This window comes from Dermatophilus congolensis (genome assembly GCF_900447215.1).
Taxonomy (GTDB): domain Bacteria; phylum Actinomycetota; class Actinomycetes; order Actinomycetales; family Dermatophilaceae; genus Dermatophilus; species Dermatophilus congolensis_A.
Map to the genome: position 1 here is coordinate 793,648 of NZ_UFYA01000001.1, position 25,556 is coordinate 819,203.

Consider the following 25,556-nt stretch of genomic DNA (forward strand, 5'->3'; position numbering starts at 1 on the left):
GATCTCGTCATTAATTCTTTTAGTGATAAGAGTTAACACCTATGACCCATAAGGATTAAGCTCCAAAGGCCGATGCCATCACTGCTTTCATTGCACTCAATCTCCGCTACCCTTTTTCCTTCCATGGCGGAGTAAATTTTTAAAGGAGAGGTCACTTTTTGCTCGACTCCTTGAATGCGCATTAATCAGCTTCCGGCGTTCTGCCACTTCTAAAACTGCAGCCTCATGCTGTTTTAGAAGCTGGTTATATATATTTTCCCAAAAAATTTTTCCCGCATCCTTCCTGAAAATCAGTAAAAAAATTCTAAAACGACCTATCTTAAACTTGTGGCGTCCCGAATAGAAAAAAAGGAGACCAAAGATGAAAGGAATGAGAAACATTAAAGATATGACAACCGAATACGCGTGTTTGTCTGTGCTGTGAAAGAACAATCCCCAAAAGATGAATAGAATCGGAGGCAATGAGCGGCTTAGTAGTTTCAGGAAAAAGCCGTCATTGAAAATTTTTTTAACTCCTAGAGTTGCGTAAAAATATACCACTACCCCGCCTAGTAAGCATAGGTATATTTCAAGGAATACCTGCAGGGGAAAGTTGTATTTACGAGGCTCGTCTTCGAGATGCCACCATACTGCAATTGTAATGAGGAGGAAGAACGGTAAAGGGGAAAAGATAGATCTCCAGGCGAGTGAAAGTTCAGGACTTTTCCAAGTATTCTCAGGCTCCTCGCGTTCACTCAGATGTTTTCGGAATTTAGTTAGCTTCTCAAACATGTGCTGCTCATGCTCCTCCGCTTGATGGAGTTCAAGCATCGGAACTCTGCGAATTCGGATGGCTTGTCCGATCTGAAGTAAAGCTAAAACAGTTGTCCAAATAAGTAGAAGGCTAAATATGTTTCCAGAAATGGCGTCTGGTGGACTTTCTGAGAGAATGGATGGAATAATATGAAATAAGAGTGATCTAAATGTTGCGAGCCATGCAGTAGTGCTTCCTGCTATATCTAGTATTGAGGTACCGATTTGTAGATGATTAATGCTTTCGCTCTTGGCCAGGGCTCCTTCGAAATCGCTGCCGAAATCCTGCCGGGCATCTATTGCTAGGACTACGTTGATCGCCACTGAAGCAGCAAGAAACCCGAGAACCCAAGTGGTAGCGGAAGTTATATCAATACCGACATGCCATCCAAACTCCTGGACTGTCCAATTTTCCTTATAAAAAAATGTTCAAAACCTTTAAAGTCTTCTTTAGAGGGGTATTTGTTTAAAATTAAAACACGGGAGGAGAGCGAGATTGCGCTAGCTATGAAGAAGCTGCCTAGTATGGTGAGTATAGGGCTCGATGGCGGTGTTCGAAATCCTGAGATATAGTCGGAGCCGCTTTCTGTCTGTGTGGATTCCCCTGGCTTTAATCGCATGAGTATTTTTTAATACACCAAGGTAGGAGAAATCAAGCTGGCGTTAATTTTTCAACCCCTGGGTTGCTGTTGAGAATTTTTTTGGTCGGGCCTCGTCATAGGGTCGAGTGTCGTAAGCTACGTGAAAAGATTTTGAAGTTACTTATTAGTGATATATTTACTTGCACTCAGTGAAGGTGAGGTTCATCTTTCGGCTAACATTAGTAAAAATTCTAAGTCCCTTAGAAAAGCTATCTATGGGCCATGTTGGGTGCATCTCATTGAATTTGATGATTTAATGAGATGCGAGAACTTTTGTTAGGTTGACTGCAAACTTTCTAGTTCCATCCGCTGATTCTTGTGTGCATCAAGGTAGCCTTATCTTTTTATGATTGATGGGTGCTAGGTTTGCATACTCGATACCTCCGCAGTGGCGAGTATGGGTTTCGCTCGTGAAGATGGGCGATTCGCGAACGTCGTATCAAGATTAAAGAATCCGTTAAAATTAAAAATATCGGCATTGCTGGTAGGATTGATATAAGTATTATATACTTTAATATGCTATATCCCGTTGCGTGAAGCTGAATGGGCAGTCTGATCTTGTTTGCTCCTGGGGTGAGAATTCAGCATATGGGTAGCGTAATGAGTTAAATAATTCAAAAATTGCTTTGCCGTGTTAGCGAAGTGCGTGAGTTCCAGTCAGGGACCGAATACGCAAGGACGGAGTAACTGCTCTCCCTCCATGTAAATGAGCCAACAAAACGCCACCCTAGGTGGTCATGTATCTGACGAGACAAAATATTCTCATCTTCAACAAAAGCCAGCGCTTCTGCATATTTCCCATCAGCCCAGTTGAATGCTGCCTCACTCATGGCACGTAAGAGACCACTTCGGCGTGCGTGACGAGATACAAGAACGGGGCCATACAGAAACATGTCGGTAATTCCGGCCCTCTTCGCCGTCTCTACCGCGAGCCTAGGAGGCCCCGGCTGGTTCCCCTCAGCGGTGGAAGTGAACAAAACACCGGCAGGCTCATCGTCGGTTTCGGCCACAAACGAAGGTGTCTGCGAATTCAGTCGCTGCTCCAAAGCCTGAGTGTCTAAGCTGCCTTGGACATACCCGTGATCTGTCCGCTCCTGCGCAGTCAGCGCATCGCGTTGATTCGCTGAGTAGAGCTCAGCAACCCAGCAAATGTCAGAAGAGACAGCACGACGAGCAGCGATGGCCATAGTAAATCCTTATCAAATCAGCACCTAATAAAACGGCAATTGTTGCCAGATGCCTGTGTCGAAGAAAGGGTCCGTTACGGCAACGACCACCCCGGTTTGCTGAGACTGTGGGGTGTTCGGATTCGTGGCGGTTGATCCGAACCGATAGCCTGGGTATATGGCCGAGTTCATCTACACCATGACCAAGGCGCGTAAGAAGGTCGGCGACAAGCTGATCCTCGACGACGTCTCGATGTCGTTCTATCCGGGCGCGAAGATCGGCGTCGTCGGCCCCAACGGCGCCGGAAAATCAACCATCCTGAAAATCATGGCCGGGCTTGACGAACCCTCCAACGGTGAGGCACGCCTCAGCCCCGGCTACAGCGTCGGTATCCTCCTGCAGGAGCCCGAGCTTGACGAAAACAAAACCGTTCTCGAGAACGTGCAGGAAGGCCTCGGCGACATCAAACGCAAGGTCGACCGTTTCAACGAAATCTCGGCCGAAATGGCCGAACCCGACGCCGACTTCGATGCCCTCATGGAAGAGATGGGCAAACTCCAAACCGAAATCGACGCCGCAGACGCCTGGGATCTCGACAGCCAGATCGAACAGGCAATGGACGCGCTGCGCACACCCCCAGGGGATGCTGACGTCACTGTTCTCTCCGGTGGTGAACGTCGCCGCGTCGCGCTGGCCCGTCTGCTGCTGAGCAAGCCTGACCTGCTCCTGCTCGACGAACCCACCAACCACCTCGACGCCGAATCCGTGCTGTGGCTCGAGCAGTTCCTGCAGAAATACTCCGGCACCGTCCTGGCTGTCACCCACGACCGTTACTTCCTCGACCACGTCGCTGAATGGATCGCCGAAGTCGACCGCGGCCGCCTCTACCCCTACGAAGGCAACTACTCCACCTACCTGGAGAAAAAAGCCGCCCGCCTCCAAGTGCAGGGCAAAAAAGACGCCAAGCTGCAGAAACGTCTTAAAGAAGAACTCGAATGGGTTCGCTCTAACGCTAAAGGCCGCCAAACCAAGAGCAAGGCCCGCCTGGCCCGCTACGAAGAAATGGCAGCCGAGGCCGAGCGCACCCGCAAACTCGACTTCGAAGAAATCCAGATCCCCCCGGGCCCACGCCTGGGCAGCACCGTCATCGAAGTTGCTGGTTTGCAGAAAGGTTTCGACGGCCGCTCCCTCATCAACGGGCTGTCGTTCGCGTTGCCCCGCAACGGCATTGTCGGTGTGATCGGCCCCAACGGTGTGGGTAAAACCACCCTGTTCAAAACCATTGTCGGGCTGGAATCTCCTGACGACGGTTCAGTGAAGATCGGTGAAACGGTCAAGATCAGCTACGTCGACCAGAACCGCACCGGCCTGGACGCAAACAAAACCCTGTGGGAGGTCGTCTCCGACGGCAACGACTACATCCAGGTCGGGCAGGTCGAGATCCCCAGCCGCGCCTACGTCAGCCAGTTCGGCTTCAAAGGCGCAGACCAGCAGAAGAAAGCCGGTGTGCTTTCCGGTGGTGAACGGAACCGACTCAACCTCGCGTTGACTCTCAAACAGGGCGGGAACCTGCTCCTGCTCGACGAACCCACCAACGACCTCGATGTCGAAACGCTCGGGTCACTAGAGAACGCTCTGTTGGACTTCCCTGGCTGTGCAGTGGTGATCAGCCACGACCGGTGGTTCCTGGACCGGGTGGCCACGCATATCCTCGCGTGGGAAGGCACCGAAGAAAACCCCGACCAGTGGTACTGGTTCGAGGGCAACTTCGAAGGCTACGAGAAGAACAAGGTCGAGCGTCTGGGTGAAGACGCTGCCCGCCCGCACCGCGTCACACACCGCAAACTCACCCGCGACTAAAACCCACCCCCGGGACCGCATAGCCTAAACCTTGCAAAAGACATGCAGCCCCGGTGGGGAAACGTGTGGAGGCTTCCCCCCAGTCATTGGGGTCAAGCCTCCACACGTTTCCCCACACCCAGCCAGTGCAGCCCAGCGGATTTATTTATTCGCTGGGCTGCACTGGCCACGGCGCCGAGCGAGCGCCTCAGCTGCAGGTGTGTAAGGAGTGGGAAACCAGGTGGTGATGATGCCGGTCTGCACCAGAGTCAAGGCATTAGAAACCACCCAATACACCAACAGCCCCACCGGGACAGCCACCGCGGCGACGAGAATGCCGACCGAAGAAAGCAGCGGCATCATTTTCTGCACGTCAGCGAACCCTTCAGGCATACCCTCAAGTGACATGTTGGCGAGCACGAAACGTTTCTGCGTGATGTAGATCAACGCCGCAGACAGCACCGCAAGCGTGATGATCACCGCGAAATGCCCCGGCGATGAGAACAAATTCCCGAACCCTCCGATACGGTCAGCGAGAGAAACACCGACTAGCCGGCCGCTGCGCATCGATGCGACCAAATCGCGGGTCATGACACCGATAGGGTCACCGTTCGCGACGTGCTGCAACACTTGGTATAGCGACCACATGATGGGGATCTGCAGCAGTAGGGGCAGACAGCCGATGCTGGACATCCCATGCTCGGCTTGGATGGCCATCTGCTCGGCGCGCATCGCTTTGAGCGACTCAAGGTCGGTTTTTCCTTCGTATTTTTTGCGCAGCTCATTCAATGCTGGGCGAGCCCGACCGGAAGCTTGAGCGAGTTTCACGCCGTGGATGGTTAATGGCAGCATCACTGCCCGGACCACCACGACAAGAACCGCGATGGACAGCACCCAGGTCAGGGCGCTGTTTGGGGCGAAACCTACTGCGGCTAGGGCGGAATGCGCCGCGGCTAGGACCGTGCTGATGGCGTAATCGAACGGGTAGAGCAAATTGGGCATGATTCTCCTCGCCCGGGAGCCGGGCTGTTCGCGAGTGCAGGTGCAGGTGATTTTCTCGTGGGGTTTTACCTGGGGGGGAGGGTGCGCGTGGCCTGCACGGATGGCCGCAAATATGTCTGCTGGGGTGGGGCGGCGGTGGTGAGGTGAGGCGTTGTAGTGCGAGGTGTGGGCTGGCCGGCCGTGGTGTGGCTGGTGGGTTTTTGTGCTGGAGAGCAAGGGTCAAGGCCGCTAGGCCGACCATCATGGTGAGGGCGAGTTGTTGCTGGTCGGTTGCTGCGGTGGTGATGAGGGTGAGGAAGATGCAGGTGTAGGTCGAGAGTTTTGCTGCTAGTTCAGCGGTGGGGTGTGTTTGCGCGCAGGGGGAGAGAGCAATACGCATGGCGTTCCTCTCTGGTTGGCGGCGCGGTGGCTTGAAGGGGGGAGTGGTCTTTGGTCATCACAGGGTACGCATAGATGGGTGTGTGCAGCGGTGGGGAGTGGAGGTGGGGTTTGGGTGTTGATGGGGTACCGCACCCTCCTTACTGTCTATAGTGACTATAGACAGTAAGGAGGGTGCGTGCAGATACTCATCTCAAACTCTTCCGGGCGCCCCATCTACGAACAGATCACCGCCCACATCCGCGCCGCCATCCTGCGCGGAGACATCCAGGCAGGAGAACAACTACCCTCCATCCGCAAACTCGCCCGCGACCTCCACGTCAGCGTCATCACCACCACCCGCGCCTACAGCGACCTCGCCGCAGAAGGACTCATCGACAACATCCAAGGCAAAGGCAGCTACGTCCGCCCTCGCGACCCAACCCTGACCCGCGAACACGCACTACGCGAAGTAGAGAAACACCTCAACCTCGCCATCCACACCGCCCACACCACCGGCCTAACCCCCACCGACATCCGTGCCTGCCTCGAAGCGCTCCTCGCCAACCCCCACCCCAGCCCATACGAGGAACAACCATGACCACCGCCACCTTCAACAACCCAGACACCGTCGTCGGTATCCGCGGGTTACGCAAACGCCGCGGCACCTTCACACTCCACGACCTCAACCTAGACATCCCCCGCGGATACGTTCTAGGCCTCGCCGGAACCAACGCATCAGGAAAAACCACCATCATCAACTCCATCACCGGAGCCCTCATCCCCGACGCAGGAAACATCCGCGCCCCCACCAGCGAACGCATCGGCGTCGTGTTGGACACACCCTTCTACCCACAGCACTGGACCGCAGAAAACATCGAACACGCCAGTGCCCCCTTCTACCCTACCTGGTCACCGCAACGGTACCGAGACCTCCTCCACCGACTCCGCGTACCGCTACACACCAAAATCAAAAACCTCTCACGAGGCCAAAGCATGAAACTCCAGGCCGCCGCAGCCCTAGCCCACAACCCCGAGCTACTCATCCTCGATGAACCCACCGCCGGCCTGGACCCTCTCACTCGCGATGACCTCCTCGACCTCGTCGCCGAGTACATGGAAAACCCCAACCACTCCACCCTCTACTCCAGCCACATCACAACGGATCTCGAGCGCATCAGCGATCACCTCCTCCTGCTCCACCAAGGACGAGCCATCTACCACGGCCCCACCCTCGACCTGCTCGAGAACTACCGCCTCATCCGAGGCAACCTGCACGACCTCAACCACCCAAACCGCCGTCACCTCTACGGGCTACGCGTACACGCCGCCGGATTCGAAGCCCACGCTCCCACCCACGTCGTCAACACCTGGCCACGCCCCTCGTGGTCGAACGCCCCACCCTCGACTCCCTCATTATCGCCTTCGCTAAAGGACACCCTGCCCCAGCTCCAGGAGACCTCACATGAATAACCCGGCCACTAGCTCTCACAACATGGTCGGCGCGACCGGTGTGTTTGCCGCTTTACGGTTAGACGTTTCTCAGGCTACGGGGGGATGGGGCACCTTGGTAGGGGCGTCTTTTATGTGCGGAGCCATCTCGGCAGCGAGCGTGCTCGCTGCGCCTGAAAGCAGTTTGCCCTTCGGGCTTTTCGCGTTCGTCGCGGTGCCCCTTATGTCCTTGCTGTCTTCGATGGGGCAGGCAGATAACGGCGGGATGATGCGCGCGGTATTTCCTCTTTCTCGCCGAGATGTTGTTTACGGACGCTACCTCTTGGTGGGAGTCATCGCAGCGATCGTGCTCATCGTGCACGTAGCGGTCAGTGCGCTCATTGGGTACGTCATGCAGACATCGCCTGGCCAGCAGTATTTCTCCGCGCTGCTCACTGCCGTTATGGCAACGACGGGCATAGCGGCCGGTTTGCGGTGCGCAGTACGACTTTCTCAATTCGTGGCAACTTTGTGTGCCCTGCTGACTGCAGTAATGACGGCTTTGCTCTTGCCTGCTGTGTGGTCAGTGACTTTTGGTTCCTACGAGATCTGCGCAGCCAGCCACATGCTTGGTGCTGCAGTTGCGCTGCTTGCAACCGGGTTTTTCGTGACCGCCTGCTGCCTGTCCACGGCGCGGGCAAGCGAAAAAACAGACATATGACAGTTGTTACTTTTTGCCCCCGTGCCCGGTGGGGTTCTCTGCTTGGTAATACGGAATGATGGGGCCTATGGCTGCCAGCGACATAAACGATGGTGTCGACATGGTTCGTCGCCACGGCATTCTTTCTCCCGGGCCGTGCGCACGCCTGGCACACCTTTTGGATCTGGAAGCTCCCACGGATGTGGTGCCGGTTGGGTGGCACATTCTTTACCTGTTGAACAATCCCACCACAGCTGAGCTGGGCGAAGATGGGCACGTCGCGCGTGGCGTACCCGGTGCTGGTGCGCTTGGTCGCATGTTTGCTGGTGGCCGTATTACTACGCACCGCCCTTTGGTTTTTGGGCAGAGCGCACAGCGACAGATTCGAACCTTGCCGCCGGTGCATAAACAAGGACGCACGGGGGCGTTGACGTTCGTGACGGTTGAGCACAGCATCATCCAGGGCGGGCAGGTCGCTGTTACTGAGCATCAAAACCTTGTCTACCGTGACCTCAGTTCTACCGGGAGCAGGGGGGAGTTGACGGCGCCGCCAGTGCGCAGCATCGCGGAGGATGAGCCGCGGTGCGAGCTGGATGTGGATGAGGTGATGCTGTTCCGGTTTTCGGCGTTGACGTATAACGCGCACCGTATCCATTTTGACCGTGACTGGTGTCGCCGTAGTGGCTACCCAGATCTGGTTGTGCATGGCCCGCTGATGGCGTTGTTAGGTAGTGAGTTGGCTAGGCGGCAAGGTATTGACCTCATCGGACGTGAATACATTTACCGGGTGGAGGCTTCTGCGTTTGGGGCGCAGCGAATCACAGCGGTCCCGGCGGTTGAGGGGCTAGGCAGCGGCGTGGAGGTCCTAGCTGCGGACGGCACTCGCACTGTCACGGGGCATTTTTCTGCCCCGTGACAGTGCGTGGGGCTAGTCGCGGATGTGCACCATGCCTTCTTGGGCTGCGGTGACACCGAGTGTGCCGTCTGCGGTGTACATGTGGCCTAGGCATAGGCCACGCCCGTGAGCTGCTGTCGGGGAGGACTGGTTGAACATGACCCATTGGTCTGCGCGCATGCGCCGATGGAACCACATAGTTTGGTCCAGGCTGGCCACGCGTAGCCGGGGATCGAACCAGGCGATGCCGTGGCGGCGTAGTACCGGGTCGAGGAGTACCCAGTCCGAGGCGTAGGCAAGGATCGCGGCGTGCAAGAGTGAATCGTCGGGGAGTTCACCGATGGTTTTGAACCAGACTTGCTGGGTTTCTTGGGGATCGCTGGCCGGTGAGAAGGCAACATGCCCCTGGACGTGCCGGATCTCAACGGCCCGGCGGAGTACCCAGTTTCCCGGTTCGGTGGCGGGCATGGGGTAGAGGTCTTCGGACAGGCTGGGCAGTCCTTCGGGGCCGAGGACGTGGGGTGCTTCGATCTGGTGGTCGAAGCCGTCGTTGGGGCGGGCGAAGGAGCTCATCGCAGCGAGGATGGGGCGGCCGTTTTGAAGAATGTGGACGCGCCGGGTGGAGTAGGAGCGGGATTCGCGGAGACGCTCAACAACGAACTCCAGGGGAATATTGGGGTCACCAGGATGGAGGTAGTTGACCTGGTGGGAGTGAATGTTCATCTCCTCCTCGCGGCTGCAGGCGACGCTGCGGCCAGCGGCGATGATGGACTGGGCGAGTACTTGTCCGCCGAAGATGCGACCATGAGGCGTGGGCTGGCTACGGCCGGTGAACCTGTCACGGATAGTTCCGTCTGTGCCGGTGGTGGAGTCGGCGTCGTGAAGGTCGAGGGTTTCTAGAAGATCGGCCAGCGGGTCGAATTCATTGAGAGTCTCGTCGTGGGTCACAACAGCTCATCTTGCCAAATGAGTGTGCTGGAGGGCAGGTGTAGCAGTTGTTGCGTGGCGGGGACAGCTTCGACAACGGTGAGTGTTCGCTGTTGCGCAGCGGGTTCGGCGAGGATGTTCGGTGTGGATCAGTGGAATGCGCCAGCAAATGTGGTCCGATCTGAGGTGCCGTTGCGGTTTTCGGGTATGGATGCGTTGGTGTATGTGAGTGAGTTGGGTGAAAGTTCTATGCGGATTGATGTCCAAGCCCGGGCGGTTTTGTGCGCCCATATGGCTGCTGGTGTTCGGGAGGGGGAGCGATGAGTTTTGTCACGCTTGCTGATGAGGATGCGTTGAGTGATGTGGCGACGTTTGTGTCGCGGGCGCGGGTGTTGGTGCCTGATGGGTATGTGCGGTTGCAGACGGTGGGGTCGGTGTTGATGTCGTCGGTGTTGGTGCGTAGTGGTTCTGGACTGTTGGGGGCTGGGACTGTGGTGGGTATGCGCGGGACGGCGTTGGGGCAGGGGGCTGGTGCGTTGGATGTGACGGTGGATTTGTCGGCGGTGGCGGATCGGTTGGCGCGGATGCGGGGTGCTGGGTGGCTTCGCTTGGATGTTCCGCCGGTGTTGCGTCAGGCGCCGTGGGCTGCGGTGTCTCCTCCACGTGGGGGTTGGTCGGTTATTGGTGAGTTCGCTGGGGAGGATGTGGCTTTCGTGGCGGAGTCGGGGTTGGCGCGGGTGCAGCGTGAGCGCGATGCTGGTGCGGATACTGCGGCGCTGACTGCGTTGGATAAGCAGGTGTGGGATGAGTCGGTGGGTGAGGGAATGGGGCAGTTCCGGGCTGCTTTGGCGTTGGGAGTGCATGCGTTGGGTTTTGGTGGGCAGGGGCCGGTGCGGTTGTTGCGTCATGGGTCGTGGACGCGGTTGTCCACGGCTGCTGGTGATGTGATTGGTAGGTGAGGGTGTCGGTGGGTAGTGGCGGTGTCGTAGGTGTAGGTGCCGTTGTAAAGGGTGGCAGAGGCAACGGGGGAGAGCATCGACACAGCTGCTGAGCTGTCCTGGGGTGAGGTGCCAGGGATAACGTGGAGGTGATGGTGGGTCGAAGTCTGGTGAAAATCCGGCACTGGCCCGCAACGGTGAAGCCCCCCGGTTCTTGAGCCCGTAGTAGCGGGTAGGGCAGGGACAGGATGAGTCCGGTCAAACCCGCTGTCACTTTAAGATTCGACGCTCTCGAGGAAAGGAGCGGTTCGGAGCCGCCTCGCTTAGCCTTGCAGGGCGTTAGAACTTCACCTCCTCGAGCGCATCGCGCACCCTTTGCCCTGCTCACAGGGGAGGAAACCGTCAATGCGGTTGTCTAAAGTCAGCGCCATTGTTGCAGCAGCGCTGCTCGTTCTTACTGCCTGCAGTAATGCCTCTACTGGCAGTAAACCTACTGGCACTTCGCCTGCTAGCGCCGCTGCCGGGACGGGAATGTTCCCGGTTGTGGTGAACACCTCGATTGGCCCGGTCACGTTGAAGTCGCAGCCGCAACGGATTGTTTCGTTGTCGCCGAGCGCTACCGAATCGTTGTTTGCTATTGGTGCGGGTAAACAGGTGGTCGCTGCCGATAAATATTCCACGTATCCTCAGGGAGCTCCAGCTACAGATTTGTCTGGGTTTGAGCCGATTGTTGAAGCGATCGTCAAACATAAACCGGATCTTGTGGTTATCAGTAATGACGTTAATGGTTTGGCTGCATCGTTGAAGAAGCTGAATATTCCGGTGTTGCTTTCTCCTGCGCCGCCGACGCTTGATGCAGGGTATGGCGAGCTCGCTATTCTCGGGCAGGCCAGTAGGCATGTGAACGAGACGACGGAGCTCGTGGGGACGATGCGTGCGCAGATCAATGCTGCGTTGACTAAGGCACCGAATAAACCGCTGTCTGTCTATCACGAGCTTGATGACAAGTATCACTCGGCGAGTTCGCATAGTTTCATTGGGTCTATTTACGCCAAGATGAGCGCCACGAATATCGCTGATAATGCAGATGGCCCTAAAAGCGGGTATCCGCAGCTGACTGAGGAGGCCATTATTAAGGCTGATCCGCAGGTCATTGTGATCACTGACCAGTCGGGCTATACGGCCCAGGATGTGGCTCGCCGTCCGGGGTGGGCCAATGTTGCGGCAGTAAAAAACGGCAATGTCGTCACAGTAAATTCCGATATCGCATCCCGGTGGGGGCCGCGTTTGCCGCACCTGGTTGATCAGCTTGCTGGCGCGTTGACTAAAGCCGCTGCTGGGGCAGGGAATAGCGCTGCAGCCCAGCCCACCACAGCCGGATGATGAGTTCTTCTACCTCAAAGGAGGCGCTCTCTCGGGCGTTCAAGGTGCCCTTGGTCCCGGTGATTGTTGGGGTTGTGCTTCTTGCTGTCGCGGTGGGGGGAGCCTGACTTCAGGGGCTGCTGGCCTTGAGTTCGCTGAAGTTGTGGATGTGATGTTCGCGGGGATTCCTGGGGTTGGTTCCGGTAGCGAGTTGGCTGATCCTGTCGCGGATCTGTTGTGGCAGATCCGGTTTCCGCGCACTGTGCTTGCCTTGATGGTGGGGGCCTCGCTTTCTTTAGCGGGGGCTTCTTACCAAGGGGTTTTTCACAATCCTCTTGCTGATCCGTATCTTCTTGGCGCTTCTGCGGGGGGCAGGTGTGGGTGCTGTGCTCGCGCTTGGGTTTGGTGTGCAGTTCACGGTGGGGCCTTTTGAGGCGGTTCCAATGGCTGCTTTTGTGGGGGCGTTACTTGCGGTGGCGGGGTCGGTGGTGGTGGCGCGGGGGTCGTTTTTTGATCCTTCGACGTTGCTGTTGGCGGGGGTGGCGGTTTCCTCGTTGTGTTCGGCTACTCAGGCGTATCTTTTGCAGCAGCTTGATCAGACTCGGTCTCGTGAAGTGTTGAGTTGGATTTTTGGTCGGCTTGCTGGTGATGGGTGGACGCCGGTGGTGACGTTCTTGCCGTATTTCGTGGTGTCGGTGGTTGTTTTGTTGCCGCAGGCGCGGTGGCTAGATGTGTTGCGTCTTGGTGATGAGCAGGCTCGTTCTTTGGGGGTGAATGCGGCTCGGGTGCGGTGTGTTGTTATCGCTGCTGCGACTTTTTTGACGGCTGCGGCGGTGGCGGTCAGTGGGCTTATCGGGTTTGTTGGCCTGGTTGTTCCGCATGTGGTGCGTCTTGTCGCGAGTCATTCGTATCGGGCGATTTTGCCGTTGTCGGGTTTGTTTGGTGCGGGGTTTCTTCTTTTGGTTGATGTGGGGGCCCGGACTGTGTCTGCTCCGGCTGAGTTGCCTATTGGGGTGATTACGGCGTTTGTGGGGGCACCGTTTTTCGCTTTTATTCTTTGGCGCCGTAAGCGGGTGAGTGTATGAGTGGGTTTTCGTCGTCGCAGGTGGGGCTTGCGTTGCGGGTGGTGGATGTCGCGGTTGATGTGGGGCGGGCTGGTGGGCGTCGCCGGGTTTTGCATGACGTTTCGGTGGATTTTTTTGTGGGGGAGTTTGTCGCTGTTATTGGGCCTAATGGGTCGGGTAAGTCCACGTTGTTGCGGGCGTTGGCGGGGTTGGTGCCGCATGAGGGAGTGGTGCACACGGGGGTCGGTGGGTGTCCGGGGCCGTGCGATATCGCTTTGATGCCGCAGTCTGCGCAGTTACCGGAGGGGATGAGTGTTGCTGAGTATGTGTTGCTGGGCAGGACTCCGTATGTGCGCTTTTTTGAGCGTCATTCGTTTCGTGATCATGCCGTTGTTGCTGATGTGGTGGAGCGGTTGGGTCTTGGTGGTTTGGCGGGTAGGTCGGTGAGGGAGCTTTCTGGTGGTGAGGCGCAGCGGGTGATGTTGGCGCGGGTGTTGGCGCAGCAGGCGCCGGTGATTGTTTTGGATGAGCCGACGAGTTCTTTGGATATCGGTACGGCCCGGGATGTGCTCGATTTTGTTGATGAGCATCGGCGGGGGGAGGGGGTGACGGTTGTTGCTGCTATTCACGATTTGACGGTTGCTGCGCGTTACGCGGATCGGATTGTGTTGCTTGATCAGGGGCGGGTGCGTGCTGTGGGGGTTCCTGGGGAAGTGTTGTGTGCGGATGTGCTTTCGCAGGTGTATCGCTCACCGTTGGTGGTGCATCGTATTGGTGAGCAGTTTGTGGTGTTGCCGGCGTAGGGCCGGCAACAGTGGGTGGGGGGTATTGGGGCGTGGTGCGGTTTGCGGCGATAACTGCTCCGATGGCGGTGATGATGGCCATGGCCCAGATGAGCATGTAGGCGCCGGCGCCGAAGGTGGCGTTGCCGGTGTGGGGGCCGGTGGTGGGGGCGCCGAATTGGGTGGCTGTTGCGGTGGCGTAGATGGCGTTGGCGGTGGTTAGGCCGAGGGTGGCGCCGAGGACGTCGCTGAGTTGCAGTGAGGAGGAGATGGAGGCGTGTCGTTCTAGGGGGGTTAGGTGCAGGGCGAGGACGGACAGGGATGCGGTGGATAGGCCCATGCCGATTCCCGTGAGGGCGAGGGTGGGGATGAACCACCAGGTGTGCAGGTTGTGGTGGTAGGTCAGGACGGTGAAGAGTGCGTAGGAGCATAGGCAGGTGAGTGCGCCGATGCGTACGAGGCGGTGTTGTTGTCCGTGCATGAGGGGGTGGCCTTGGGTGGTGGATCCGAGGAACCAGCCGACGGAGGCGCAGGCCAGGATGGTTCCGGCGGTGGTGAGTGTCATGTTGCCGCGGTTGACGAGGTAGAGCGGCAGGTAGGCCATGGTGGCGTTGAAGGCGGCGGTGAGGAAGAACCGTGAGGAGATGACGCTGGGGATGCCGTGGTGAAGTCGGAGTGTGCCGGTGGGGAAGGTGTAGTGCAGTGCGGCGCCGAGGGTGAGGGCGCTCAGGATGATGGCGCTGATGGTCAGGGTGGTTGGTGGGATGAGGTGGGTGCCGCTGGCTTGGAGTGCTGCGGCGCTGGCCGCGATGGCTGCGCCGCAGGTGAGGAGGGCGAGGCGGGTGCGGTTGGTGGTGTGGGGGTCGATTCCGGCGGGGGAGATGGTGTGGTGGTGGCGGATGAGGAGGGGCAGGGCGATGACTACGGCGGGGATGACGATCCAGAAGGCCAGTCGCCAGGTGAAGGTTTGGGCTAGGAGTCCGGCCAGGAGGGGGCCGATGATGGAGGGCAGGACCCAGGCTGCGGAGATCCAGGCGAAGAGTCGGGGGCGTTGGGTGGGGTGGTAGAGGGCGCCGACGAGGACGTAGACGGTGACGGTGACTAGGCCTGACCCTAGTCCGGTGAGTGCGCGGCCGATGATGAATGGTGTTGCGGTGGTTGCGGCGCCGCAGGTTGCGGCGCCGAGGGCGAAGAGAAGTTGTCCAGTGATGAGGGGGGCTAGGGCGCCGCGGGTGGCGATCCAGGCTCCTGCGATGACGATGCCGAATAGTTCGGCGGTGTAGAGGGCCGAGAAGGTGAGTCCGTAGCCGCTGTGCAGGTTGAGTTCGTTGGCGGCGTTGGGCATGACTGTGCTGATCGCCATTGCTTCGAAGGCGACGATGGAGATGAGGGTGATGATGGTGGCGGCGGTGGTGCGTTGGTGGGGTTGTAGTTGTGTGTTCATGCGGTGGTGGTGTTTCGGGGGAGTCGGATCCAGGCGGCGCTGTTGCCGGGCAGTTGGTTGTTGTGGCAGGGGATGCTGGAGATGAGGAGTTCGCCGTGGGGTAGTGGGGTGGGGGTGCTGCTGGTGTTGAGCATGAGGACGATGCGTTCGACGGGGCCGTCGGCGTGGAAGACGACGAGGTGGTTGTTTTCGGGGCCCATGTCGACGTGGGCGAGGTCGGTTTCGCCGAGGCGGTATTGGCGGCGCAGGGATAGGAGGTTTCGGTAGAGCTGGAGGGTGGAGTTGGGGGTGTTTTCTTGGTGGTCGCGGGCGTATTGGCGGTAGGTGTCGGGTTGGGGTAGCCAGGTTTTGCCGGTGGTGTTGAAGCCGTAGGCGGGGGCGTCGGCGTTCCAGGGGAGGGGTACGCGGCATCCATCGCGGCCGATGATGGTGCCGTTGGAGCGGGTCCAGGTGGGGTCTTGCCGGTGGTGTGGGGGGATGGTGGTGGCTTCGGGTAGTCCGAGTTCTTCGCCTTGGTAGAGGTAGGCGGCGCCGGGGAGGCCGAGCATGAGGGTGGTGGCGGCGCGGGCGCGGGTGAGGCCGAGTTGGGTGTCGGGTTGGGGGTCGTTGGGGCCGATGCCTAGGCGGCTTGCGGTGAGGGTGGTGTCGTGGTGGCCGAGGCGGGAGGCGTGGCGGACGATGTCGTGGTTGGACAGGACCCAGGTGGAGATGGCGTTGACTGCGTTGTTGGCGGTGATGGTGTGGGTGATGGCTTGGGCGTCCCAGGCAGTGGTGAGGTATTCGAATCCGAAGCCGTGGTGCATTTCGTCGGGGCGTACGTATCGGGCGGCGCGTTCGAGGGGGGTGACCCAGGCTTCGGCGATGAGGATGCGGTCGTTGGTGGGGTTGTTGGTGGGGTTGTATTCGTTGAGGATGCGGCGCCAGCGGCGGTAGATGTCGTGGACGCCGTCTTGGTCGTACATGGGTTGGTGGTGGGTGGGGTCGTTGGGGGTGAGGGTGGGGTCGGTGTCGGGTAGGCCGTCGGCTTTGATGAGGCCGTGGGCGACGTCGATGCGGAAGCCGTCGATGCCGCGGTCGCACCAGTAGCGGAGGATGGATTCGAATTCGGCGTGGACGTGGGGGTTGTTCCAGTTGAGGTCTGGTTGGGCTGAGTCGAAGAGGTGGAGGTACCAGCTGCCGTCGTCGGTGCGGGTCCATGCTGGGCCGGAGAAGTTGGATTCCCAGTTGTTGGGTGGCAGTTCGCCGTTGGGGCCGCGGCCTTGGCGGAAGATGTAGCGGTCGCGTTCGGGGGAGTTGGGGGCGGCGTTGAGGGCTTGTTGGAACCAGGGGGGGCTGCTGGAGGTGTGGTTGGGGACGATGTCGATGATGATTTTGAGGCCGAGTTGGTGGGCACGGTTGATGAGGTTGTCGAGGTCCTCGAGGGTGCCGTAGGTGGGGTCGATGTTGCGGTAGTCGGCGACGTCGTATCCGGCGTCGGCCATGGGTGAGGGGTAGAAGGGGCTTATCCAGATGGCGTCGACGCCGAGTTCGGCGATGTGGTGGAGGTTGTTGGTGATTCCGGGGAGGTCGCCGATGCCGTCGCCGTTGGCGTCGGCGAAGCTGCGGGGGTAGATCTGGTAGACGACGGCGTTTTTCCACCAGGGGAGTGGTTGTGGTTCTGGGGTGTTGATGAGGGAGTCGGCTGCGCGTAGGAGGTAGGCGCGTAGGGCCGTGTCTTCGGGTTGGGGCAGGCCCATGGCGTCGACGCCTTTCATCATGTGGGTTACCCAGCGGTCGCGTTGGGTGGGTGTGATGGCGAAGGGCATGTGGCGCATGCGTAGGCGGGGGTGGCCGCGTTTTTCGGAGTAGGTGGTGGGGCCGCCCCAGTATTGCTCTATGAATTGCAGGAGTCGTTCTTCGGCGGGGCCGAGGTCTTCTTCGGGGTAGAGGGCGCGTAGTTCGGGGTCGTTGCGGACGCCGTCGTAGAAGGTGGAGATGAGTGTGGTGAAGGCTGCGTGGCCGCCCATGCGTTCGTAGGGGCTGGGGCTGGTTGGGTTAGCCATGGTTCCATGCTCGCTTATGTGTCGTGTGAGTTCGAGTGGGGGTGTTGTGATCTGGCTGTTGGTGGGGCGTGTTTTTGGTAGGCACAACGTCGCTTTGCGTGTGGGGTGAAGGTATTCCACAGTTGGTGTCGTGGCTGACAAGAGTGGCGGTTCTGTTTCTGGTGTTGGTGATGAGGGGCGTTCGGGTGTGCCTGAGGGGGATGAGCGTTCGTGGTTTGTGCCGGCGACGCGTGATGTGTCTTCGGTTGAGGGTGATGCTGGGGTGGAGGCTGTCGCGGCGGTGAGTAAGCCGGAGATGTATCCGGCGTTGGATGAGAACAGCGTGATCGCTGAAGACCCGGTGACCGGGACGTTGAAGGTTATTCCGCGGGATCAGTTGAAGCAGAGTGGGCTGTTCCGGGTTCGGAATGCGTTGCGGGGTTCTGCGCCGACGTGGGGGATGGATCTTCGGGAGATCAATGATGGGGTGGAGCATGCGCATTCGCGGTCGGTGATTGATTTGGCGATGCGGATGGCTGAGGTGTCGTTGGCGACGGGGGCTTCGGCGGCGGATGTGACTGCGGGCGTGTTGGCGGTCACGCGTGCCTATGGGTTGCGGTCGGTGCATGTGGATGTGACGTTTACGTCGATCGCGGTGACGCATCACCGGGGGTCGTTTCAGGATCCGGTGACGATGGTGCGCACGGTGAGTGTGCGGGTGCCTGATTATGAGCGGTTGTCGCGGTTGGAGGCGTTGAGCGCGGAGATTTCTGAGGGTGATTTGCCTTTGGATGAGGCCAGGGCGCGGTTTTTGGAGATCAATGAGAGTCCGCATGCGTATGCGCGGTGGGTGGTGACTGTTGCTTCGGGTGTGACGGGTTTGGGCGTGGGGATCCTGTTGGGTGGTACGCCGGCTGAGTTGGTGTTGGTGACGTTGGTGGTGATGTTGGTGGATCGCTCCTCGTTGTGGTCGGCGCGGCGTAAGTTGGCGGCGTTTTTCGCCCAAATTGTGGGTGGTGCGATTCCCACGGTGGTGATGTTGGGGTTGGTTGCTGGTGGCGCGTATGTGTCGGATTCGTTTTTGGCAGTGCGGCCTTCGTTGATTGTGACGTGTGGGATTGTTGTGGCGTTGGCTGGGTTGTCTGTGGTGGGGGCGGCGCAGGATGCGATTGACGCGTATTACGTCACGGCGGCGGCGCGTTCGTTTGAGGTGTTCATGATGACGTTGGGCATTTTGGTGGGGGTGATGGGTGTGTTGAGTATTGGTCAGCGGTTGGGGGTGCCGTCGTATTTGATTCCTCCACGAACGTTCGCTCCGATGTTGGGGTGGCAGATCACGGGGGTGGTGTTGGCTGCCTTTGGTGCGGCGTTGTCGTCGTATTCGGGGCCGGTGACGGTGGTGGTTGCTGCGGTGACAGGTGCGTTGAGTTGGTTGGTGTACACGTTGGTGGGGGTTGTCGGGTTTGATCCGATCGCGGCGACAGCGGCTGCGTGTTTGTGTGCGGGGTTGATGAGTCAGTTGATGGCTGGTTGGTTGAATGTTCCGCCGTTGGGTGTGGTTACGGGTGGGATTGTGGCGTTTTTGCCGGGTGGTTTGGTGTTTAGAGGGTTGTATTACTTGGTTGAGCCGGTGCCGGATCCGTCTGCGGCGATGGATGGTGGGACGTTGTTGTGGTCGGCGGCTGCGACGGGGTTGGCGATTGCTGGTGGTGTGTCGATGGGGACGTATTTGGGTCGTTTCTTGAGGCCGCGCTCGCGGATTGCGGGGAAGGCTGTTTCGCGTGCGTTGCGTCGTTCGTCGGTGAGTTCGGGGGCGGCGAGCTGAGTGTTGTGGGTGTGAAGAAGGCCCCGTGCGTTGGTGCGCAGGGGGCCTTCTTGTGGGGGGGGGTTATGACTTGGGTGGGGTGTTGTTGTCGGTGCCTTCTTTGGGTTTGGCGGCGTGGGGTGCCCAGGGCAGGTTGCTGGGCATGAGGAGGGGGCCGGCGATGCCGCGTGCGGAGAGGGCTTTTTTGCTGTGTTCGCGGATTTCTCGCATGACGCCCCATTGTTGGTCGGCGACGCATTTGGCGAAGATGCGGATGGTCATGGTGCCGCCTTCGAGGGATTCGACACCGGCGACGGTTGGTTCTTCGAGGAGGGATTTGCGCCAGCGGGGGTCGATGTAGACGTCGGCGACGACGCGTTTGAGGATGGAGATGACGCGGCCTGGGTCTTCTTCGATGGAGACGGGGATGTCGACGGCGCCGGTTTGGAAGCCTTGGGTGCGGTTGGCGATGCGGGTGATTTGGCCGTTGCGGACGTACCAGACGACGCCGGTGGCGTCGCGTAGTCGGGTGACGCGCAGGGTGACTTCTTCGACGGTGCCGATGGCTTCGCCGGTGTCGACGAGGTCACCGACGCCGTATTGGTCTTCGAACATCATGAACAGGCCGCTGATGAAGTCTTTGACGATGCTTTGTGCACCGAAGGCGATGGCGACACCACCGACTCCGGCGGAGGCGATGATCGGCGCCATGTTGATGCCGATTTCGGTACCGATCATGAGGGCGGCGGTGACCCAGACGAGGACGGAGACGATGCTTCGTAGGAGTGATCCGAGGGTGTCTAGGCGTTGGCCTTGACGGTCGGTGTTGACCAGTCCTGCTTGTTTGACGGCTCGGGCGGCTTTGCGGGCTCCGCGGCGCATGACGGGCAGTTGGGCGGTGGGCATGGGGTCGACCACGCCGATGCTGCCGGTGTCGCCGGTGGATCTGCGCCATTGGATGGTGCGGATGAGGGTGTTGATGCCGCGGTGTAGTAGCCAGCGGGCGAGGTAGGCGACGACGAGGATGAAGAGGATTTTTAGGGGGCGGTCTAGGAGCCAGTCGCCTAGGTCGCTCCATGTGAGGTCGCTGAGTTTGGATAGTGAGAAGGAGGTATTTCCGGTAGGTTCTTTGTCTGCGCCTGTCCCTGTTCGTCCGCTGGTGCCGGTGTGGATGGGATTACGGATGTCGAGCTTTGCCGTCATCATCATGAGGGTCGTGCCGATCATGTGATTGATTCTTACTGAGGTGGATCGGTACCAGCTGAAAGAGTGGGTTGGGATAAGGCGTTTTTGGTGGGTTTTGTGTGTCTTGTGTGAGCGGATAGGACTGTGCTGGTAGGCAGCCCATAGGATGCTCGTGGTTGTCGACGTTGTGCTTGTGGACGCACGCGTTGTTTTTCTTAATTTTTCTTTCCCATTTTCTTTTGTGAAGAAAGGCTTGAATCCTTGACTCAGATGGAGCACCCTTCGCAGGTCCTGGCGGACCTGGCTCGCGCTTATGGTGTCGCGACCGAGTACGACAACTGGAAGGGTGAACACGTCATTGTTAGCGCCGAGACGATTCGGGCGGTGTTGGGCGCGTTCGATGTGGATGCTTCGGATGATGCGGCGGCGTCGCGGGCGTTACGTGAGCGGGAGGATGAGCCGTGGTTACGAACTTTGCCGGCGTTTTCGTTAGTGCGGGCGGGGGAGGGCGGCCGTGTTGCGGTGCATGTTCCTCATGGTGAGCCGGTGCGGGTGTGGGTGGAGTTGGAGGATCGGGCAGGTGTGCGTGATCTGAGGCAGTTGGATGTGTGGGTGGATCCGCGCATGGTTAATGGTGCGTTGGTGGGTGAGGCGACGTTTGAGTTGCCGGGTGATTTGCCGTTGGGGTGGCATTCGTTGCATGCCGAGGTGTCGGGTTCTGTTGAGGGGGTTGGGCAGGGCACGCTTGTGGTGGTTCCGGCGGTGTTGGATGTGCCTGAGCCGGTAGCTTCTTCGGGTGCTCGTGGGGTGGCGACGCAGATTTATCAGGTGCGTACCCGTCGTTCTTGGGGGATGGGTGATTTCGCGGATCTGGGTGATACGTGTGTGTGGGCGGGGCGTGATTTGGGTGCCGATTTTGTGTTGGTGAACCCGGTGCATGCGTCTGCTCCTGTTCCTCCGATTGAGCCGTCGCCGTATTTGCCGACGTCGCGTCGGTTTGTGGATACGAGTTATATCCGGCCTGAGGATGTGCCTGAGTTGGCGTATGCCGATGAGGGGGTGCAGGCGTTGGTGGCTCGGTGTGCTGGTCAGGGTCGGGCGTTGAATGAGCGGGACAGTATTGAGCGCAATGTGTTGGTTCCGCTCAAGCGTGAGGCTTTGCGTGCGTTGTATGAGGTGCCGCGGTCGGTGCGTCGTCAGTTGGAGTTTGAGCAGTTCTGTCAGGAGCAGGGGCAGCCGCTGATTGATTTCGCGACGTGGTGTGCGTTGATCGCTGATGGTTCGGTTAGTGATGTGCAGTGGCGGGAGTTGTTTTTCTCGCCGCAGGCTCCTGCGGTGGAGCAGTTCCGGGATGAGCACGTCGAGGATGTCGGGTTCGAGATGTGGCTGCAGTGGGTTGCTGATGCGCAGTTGGCGCAGGTGCAGCGTTCAGCTGTGGATGCGGGCATGAGTGTTGGTGTTTTGAAGGATATGGCGGTGGGGGTGCACCCGGCGGGCGCGGATGCGTGGTCGTTGGGGTCGGTGTTGGCTCGTGGGGTGACGGTGGGGGCTCCGCCGGATGCGTACAGCCAGTTGGGTCAGGATTGGAGTCAGCCGCCGTGGCGTCCGGATCGTCTTGTGGAGACGGGGTATCGCCCGTTCCGGGACATGATTCGGGCGGCGTTGCGTCATTCGGGTGGGATGCGTATTGATCACATCATTGGGTTTTTCCGGTTGTGGTGGGTCCCTGCTGGGAAGAAACCGCTGGATGGGACGTATGTGCGTCTGGATCATGAGGCGATGATCGGCATTCTCGTGCTGGAGGCTCAGCGTGCTGGTGCTGTGATTGTTGGTGAGGATTTGGGCACGGTGGAGCCGTGGGTGCGTGACTACTTGAGTGGTCGAGGCATCTTGGGTACTTCGATTTTCTGGTTTGAGCAGGATGCCGATGGTTTCCGGCAGCCGGAGACGTATCGCCGGTTGTGTTTGTCGTCGGTGACGACGCATGATTTGCCGCCTACGGCTGGGTATTTGGAGGGTGAGCACGTCAAGGTTCGTGACCGGTTGGGCATGTTTACTCAGCAGGTTGAGAAGGAGTGGGAGGCCTTCCATGATGAGCGGCACCGGGTGCTGTGCCGTCTTTCGGAGCGGGGTCTTGTTGATGCGCCCAGTGGTGATGGTGTTGATGCTCGCACGATCGCGGCTGAGGATGATCTTGTTGCTCACCGAGCTGGGTCGGTGGTGGAGGCGCTGCATCGGTATGTGTCGTGGACGCCGTCGTTGTTGGTGTCGGTGGCGATGGCTGATTTGGCTGGGGATCGCCGGGGTGTGAACCAGCCTGGAACTAATGATGAGTACCCGAACTGGCGGGTTCCGTTGGCTGGCCCTGATGGTGTTCCCATGTTTTTGGAGGAGCTGGTGCAGTCTCGGCGGGCTAAAGCGTTGGCTGCGTGTATTGAGCGTGGTGTTCCACGTTGTGAAGCCTGATGCGTTAGCGCGGCTGTAAGTAAAACCTGTGGTGGCCTTGCCCCTCTTTCTTAGAAGGGGGCAAGGCCACCACAGGTTTTGGTGTGTCTTTAGCTTTGTGCGTCGCGTTCCTGGGCGGCTAGGGCGCGGGCGGCTACGTCGCGGCGTTCGTTCACTAGGCGTAGTAGCGCGTCGGGGGCATCGGTGTTGGCCTCTAGCCATGTTTGGGTGGCTTCGAGGAGTTCGCGTGAGGCTAGCACTGCGGGGTAGAACGATTCGATGATCGATTCGGTGATCGCGTGGGTGCGGGTGCGTTCGATGTCACGCAGCATCGCGTGGTAGCGCGGGATGTATGGCGTCAGTAGCGATAGGTCATTGACGCGCACGAAGCCTTGTGCGGTGGCTTCGATCATGGAGTTGGGCAGGCTGTCTTCTTCGATTGCTCGGGCCCAGGCTTGTTCTTTGGCTTCGGCGGTGGGTATGGATGCGCGGGCGCGGGCTCCGCGTTCGCGGCCGGTTGCGGTGCGGTCTTTTTCTTCTTCGGCGGCGATTTCTTCGACTGTGGCGCGTCCTCCTGCTGCTAGGGATGTGAGGAGTGTCCAGCGCATTTCTGTGTCGATGTCCAGGCCAGGCAGGGTTTGGGTGCCGTCTAGGAGTGCGCGGATGCGCTCTAGTTGGGTGTCGGTGGTGGCCCAGGTGGCTGCGGCGGTGACGAGTTGGAGTTGTGCGTCGGAGCCTGGTTGGGCGTTGTTGGCTAGTTCTGCGAGCTTGTCGCCTAGCTCGATGGTGGTGGTGTCGCGGGTCTGGGGTGCGACGTACATCTTGGCGGTGGTGGTGATTTGGGAGATGAGGCTGCGTCGCAGGGTTGAGTCGAGGTCGTCGGCGAGGAATTGCAGCCCGATGTTGATGAAGGTGCGAGCTGGTAGTGCGGCGTCGCGGGTCATGTCCCATAGGGAGCCCAGGACGACGGCGCGGGCGAGGCTGTCGACGATGGCGTGTGGATGGGCCATGACGGTGGCCAGGGATGTGTCGTCGAGTCGGACTTTGGCGTAGCCGAGGTCGTCGTCGTTGAGGAGGAGTAGGTCGGGGCGGCGTAGGCCAGCTAGTGCGGGGATTTCGGTGCTTTCTCCGTCGATTTCTGCGTGGATGAGGTCGCGTCGGGTCAGGACGGGGGTGGCGCCGGTTGTGTCGAGGTCGTAGAGCCCGATGCGGATGGTGTGGGGTCGCAGGGTGGGGTGGGTGGTGGTGGCGGTTTGGATGATCCGTACCGATTCCATGAGGGTGGTGTCGGTGTCTGCGGTGTTGATTTCGGCGTGGAGGGTGTTGGCGCCTGCGGTTTCGAGCCAGAGGCTGGACCATTGGCTGAGTTGGCGGCCGGAGGCTGCTTCGAGTTCGGCGAGCAGGTCGGTCAGGGTGGTGTTTCCGTAGGCGTAGGCGTTGAAGTAGTTGCGTAGCGCGGTGGTGAACGCTTCACGGCCGACGTAGGCGACGAGTTGTTTGAGGACGGAGGCGCCTTTGGCGTAGGTGATGCCGTCGAAGTTGACGACGACGTCTTCGAGGTCGCGGATGGGGGCGACGATGGGGTGGGTGGTGGAGCGTTGGTCTTGGTCGTAGGCCCATGCTTTTTCGCTGGCGGCGAAGGTGGTCCAAGCTTCTGTCCAGCGGGTGGCTTCTGCTTGGGCGGCGGTGCTTGCCCATTCGGCGAAGGATTCGTTGAGCCATAGATCGTTCCACCAGCGCATGGTGACGAGGTTTCCGAACCACATGTGGGCGAGTTCGTGGAGGATGGTGAGGGCGCGGCGTTCGATGATTGCTTCGGTGACGCGGCCGCGGAATACGTACATTTCGTTGAAGGTGACGGCGCCGACGTTTTCCATGGCGCCGAAGTTGTATTCGGGTGTGAAGATCTGGTCGTACTTATCGAACGGGTAGGCGAGATCGAATTCTTTCTCGTAGTAGTCGAATCCGCGTTTGGTGATGTCGAAGACGTTGTCGGTGTCTAGGTGGGGCATCAGGGAGCGGCGGGCTAGCAGGCGCAAGGGGATGGTGCGCCCGTCGCCGGTGGTGACGCTGTCGCTGACGGATGCATAGGGTCCGGCGATGACTGCGGTGACGTAGGGGGGAAGGATCGCAGTGGGCGGGAATGTCCAGGTGGTGTCGTCGCCATTTTCTTCGGTGGTGTCGACGTTTTGGGTGGAGATGACTTCCCATTCCCGTGGTGCGGTGACGGTGAATTGGAAGGTGGCTTTGAGGTCGGGTTGTTCGAATACGGGGAAGACACGGCGGGTGTCTGCGACTTCGAATTGGGTGTAGAGGTAGACCTGGTCGTCGGCGGGGTCGACGAAGCGGTGGAGGCCTTCACCACTGTTCATGTAGGCGCCTGTGGCGGTGATGTCGAGTTCGTTGTGTTCGGCCAGGTCGGTGAGCCGGATGCGTGAGTCGGCGAAGTGTTCTGCTGGATTGAGGGTGCGTCCGTTGAGGGTGACGGATTCGACGCTGGGGCCGATGAAGTCGATGAAGGTCTCGGCGCCGGGGGTGACGGCGTCGAAGCGGACGCGCGTGCGGGTGGAGAAGGTGGTGGGGCCGCCGTTGAGTGCGAGGGTGATGTTGTACTCGTGGACCTTCAGGAGTTCGGCTCGTTCGGCGGCTTCCTGACGTGTCAGGTTCTCGGCAGGCACGGGGTTCCTCCTGTGTTTTCTCGTGGCGGGGTGGGGCCGGTGGGGCTCATTGTCGTCACGATGTAGGCGTGTTTGGGGATCA

The 25,556-nt window shown here is 59.3% G+C and carries 20 protein-coding genes, 1 pseudogene and 1 riboswitch; of the genes and pseudogenes, 13 read left to right on the forward strand and 8 right to left on the reverse strand.

Annotated elements, in window-relative coordinates:
• Positions 1 to 96 precede the first annotated feature (96 nt).
• Together DXZ77_RS03440 and DXZ77_RS03445 are read right to left on the reverse strand one after the other, a co-directional pair.
• Positions 97 to 1,116 carry a hypothetical protein gene (locus tag DXZ77_RS03440; RefSeq protein WP_147279181.1) on the reverse strand — a complete coding sequence of 340 codons (1,020 nt, stop codon included), beginning with the start codon at positions 1,114 to 1,116 and terminating at the stop codon, positions 97 to 99.
• 931 nt (positions 1,117 to 2,047) lie between these two features.
• Entirely contained in the window at positions 2,048 to 2,620 is a 573-nt protein-coding gene (locus DXZ77_RS03445) for a GNAT family N-acetyltransferase (protein WP_115029976.1), read from the reverse strand.
• Positions 2,621 to 2,777: 157 nt separating this feature from the next.
• On the opposite strand from DXZ77_RS03445, the gene ettA reads away from it, so the two are divergent.
• Positions 2,778 to 4,460: an energy-dependent translational throttle protein EttA gene (ettA, locus tag DXZ77_RS03450; RefSeq protein ID WP_115029978.1), complete on the forward strand. Its 1,683-nt coding sequence runs from the start codon at positions 2,778 to 2,780 to the stop codon at positions 4,458 to 4,460.
• Positions 4,461 to 4,601: 141 nt separating this feature from the next.
• On the opposite strand, the gene yidC is transcribed toward ettA, so the two are convergent.
• The gene (gene yidC, locus DXZ77_RS03455) at positions 4,602 to 5,441 is read right to left on the reverse strand and encodes a membrane protein insertase YidC (RefSeq protein ID WP_115029980.1); all 840 of its coding nucleotides are present in this window, start codon (positions 5,439 to 5,441) and stop codon (positions 4,602 to 4,604) included.
• A gap of 556 nt (positions 5,442 to 5,997) precedes the next feature.
• Here yidC and DXZ77_RS03460 point away from each other — a divergent pair.
• From DXZ77_RS03460 to DXZ77_RS03475, 4 genes are all read left to right on the forward strand, one after another.
• Positions 5,998 to 6,399: a GntR family transcriptional regulator gene (locus DXZ77_RS03460; protein WP_115029982.1), complete on the forward strand. Its 402-nt coding sequence runs from the start codon at positions 5,998 to 6,000 to the stop codon at positions 6,397 to 6,399.
• Positions 6,396 to 7,271: an ABC transporter ATP-binding protein gene (locus DXZ77_RS03465; RefSeq protein ID WP_115029984.1), complete on the forward strand. Its 876-nt coding sequence runs from the start codon at positions 6,396 to 6,398 to the stop codon at positions 7,269 to 7,271. Before DXZ77_RS03460 ends, DXZ77_RS03465 begins: the two co-directional genes overlap by 4 nt.
• Positions 7,264 to 7,950, forward strand: a complete 687-nt coding sequence (locus tag DXZ77_RS03470; protein ID WP_115029986.1) for an ABC-2 transporter permease — start codon at positions 7,264 to 7,266, stop codon at positions 7,948 to 7,950. Before DXZ77_RS03465 ends, DXZ77_RS03470 begins: the two co-directional genes overlap by 8 nt.
• A 67-nt stretch (positions 7,951 to 8,017) precedes the next feature.
• Positions 8,018 to 8,845 carry an HTD2 family dehydratase gene (locus DXZ77_RS03475; protein ID WP_220181585.1) on the forward strand — a complete coding sequence of 276 codons (828 nt, stop codon included), beginning with the start codon at positions 8,018 to 8,020 and terminating at the stop codon, positions 8,843 to 8,845.
• A 12-nt stretch (positions 8,846 to 8,857) separates the two neighbouring features.
• Here the strand turns inward: DXZ77_RS03475 and DXZ77_RS03480 are convergent, their stop codons facing one another.
• The gene (locus DXZ77_RS03480; protein ID WP_115029988.1) at positions 8,858 to 9,772 is read right to left on the reverse strand and encodes an acyl-CoA thioesterase; all 915 of its coding nucleotides are present in this window, start codon (positions 9,770 to 9,772) and stop codon (positions 8,858 to 8,860) included.
• 123 nt (positions 9,773 to 9,895) lie between these two features.
• Here DXZ77_RS03480 and DXZ77_RS11700 point away from each other — a divergent pair, with 123 nt between their 5' ends.
• The 6 genes from DXZ77_RS11700 (at position 9,896) to DXZ77_RS03500 (ending at position 13,918) form a co-directional block, all read left to right on the forward strand.
• On the forward strand, positions 9,896 to 10,075 hold the full coding sequence (locus DXZ77_RS11700) for a hypothetical protein (RefSeq protein WP_147279182.1): 180 nt from the start codon (positions 9,896 to 9,898) through the stop codon (positions 10,073 to 10,075).
• Complete coding sequence (locus DXZ77_RS11705) at positions 10,072 to 10,710, forward strand: DUF8185 domain-containing protein (RefSeq protein ID WP_147279183.1); 639 nt, start codon at positions 10,072 to 10,074, stop codon at positions 10,708 to 10,710. The genes DXZ77_RS11700 and DXZ77_RS11705 overlap by 4 nt, the downstream gene beginning before the upstream one ends.
• A 114-nt stretch (positions 10,711 to 10,824) precedes the next feature.
• A riboswitch (adenosylcobalamin (AdoCbl) riboswitch) is annotated at positions 10,825 to 11,005 on the forward strand.
• 89 nt (positions 11,006 to 11,094) lie between these two features.
• Positions 11,095 to 12,072: an ABC transporter substrate-binding protein gene (locus DXZ77_RS03490; protein WP_115029992.1), complete on the forward strand. Its 978-nt coding sequence runs from the start codon at positions 11,095 to 11,097 to the stop codon at positions 12,070 to 12,072.
• A 151-nt stretch (positions 12,073 to 12,223) separates the two neighbouring features.
• Positions 12,224 to 12,484 carry an iron chelate uptake ABC transporter family permease subunit gene (locus DXZ77_RS12355; RefSeq protein ID WP_258553304.1) on the forward strand — a complete coding sequence of 87 codons (261 nt, stop codon included), beginning with the start codon at positions 12,224 to 12,226 and terminating at the stop codon, positions 12,482 to 12,484.
• Entirely contained in the window at positions 12,429 to 13,136 is a 708-nt protein-coding gene (locus DXZ77_RS03495; protein ID WP_258553102.1) for a FecCD family ABC transporter permease, read from the forward strand. Before DXZ77_RS12355 ends, DXZ77_RS03495 begins: the two co-directional genes overlap by 56 nt.
• Positions 13,133 to 13,918 carry an ABC transporter ATP-binding protein gene (locus DXZ77_RS03500; protein ID WP_115029994.1) on the forward strand — a complete coding sequence of 262 codons (786 nt, stop codon included), beginning with the start codon at positions 13,133 to 13,135 and terminating at the stop codon, positions 13,916 to 13,918. The genes DXZ77_RS03495 and DXZ77_RS03500 overlap by 4 nt, the downstream gene beginning before the upstream one ends.
• A 214-nt stretch (positions 13,919 to 14,132) precedes the next feature.
• On the opposite strand, the pseudogene DXZ77_RS12360 reads toward DXZ77_RS03500, so the two are convergent.
• A pseudogene (locus DXZ77_RS12360) lies at positions 14,133 to 15,341 on the reverse strand (MFS transporter); the annotation flags it as partial.
• Positions 15,338 to 17,383: an alpha-amylase family glycosyl hydrolase gene (locus tag DXZ77_RS03510; protein WP_181816014.1), complete on the reverse strand. Its 2,046-nt coding sequence runs from the start codon at positions 17,381 to 17,383 to the stop codon at positions 15,338 to 15,340. The pseudogene DXZ77_RS12360 and the gene DXZ77_RS03510, both read right to left, overlap by 4 nt.
• 130 nt (positions 17,384 to 17,513) lie before the next feature.
• Between DXZ77_RS03510 and DXZ77_RS03515 the strand changes: the two genes are divergently transcribed.
• Positions 17,514 to 19,187 (forward strand): threonine/serine exporter family protein, encoded by a 1,674-nt coding sequence (locus DXZ77_RS03515; protein WP_147279184.1) that lies wholly within the window; start codon positions 17,514 to 17,516, stop codon positions 19,185 to 19,187.
• Between the two features lie 63 nt (positions 19,188 to 19,250).
• Here DXZ77_RS03515 and DXZ77_RS03520 read toward each other — a convergent pair whose 3' ends face one another.
• A complete protein-coding gene (locus DXZ77_RS03520; RefSeq protein WP_243888658.1) occupies positions 19,251 to 20,393 on the reverse strand; it encodes a mechanosensitive ion channel family protein in 1,143 nt (380 codons plus the stop codon).
• A 228-nt stretch (positions 20,394 to 20,621) separates the two neighbouring features.
• Here DXZ77_RS03520 and malQ point away from each other — a divergent pair, with 228 nt between their 5' ends.
• Positions 20,622 to 22,817 carry a 4-alpha-glucanotransferase gene (malQ, locus tag DXZ77_RS03525; RefSeq protein WP_115030000.1) on the forward strand — a complete coding sequence of 732 codons (2,196 nt, stop codon included), beginning with the start codon at positions 20,622 to 20,624 and terminating at the stop codon, positions 22,815 to 22,817.
• An 89-nt stretch (positions 22,818 to 22,906) separates the two neighbouring features.
• On the opposite strand, the gene pepN is transcribed toward malQ, so the two are convergent.
• Complete coding sequence (gene pepN, locus DXZ77_RS03530) at positions 22,907 to 25,474, reverse strand: aminopeptidase N (RefSeq protein WP_115030002.1); 2,568 nt, start codon at positions 25,472 to 25,474, stop codon at positions 22,907 to 22,909.
• Between the last annotated feature and the right edge of the window lie 82 nt (positions 25,475 to 25,556).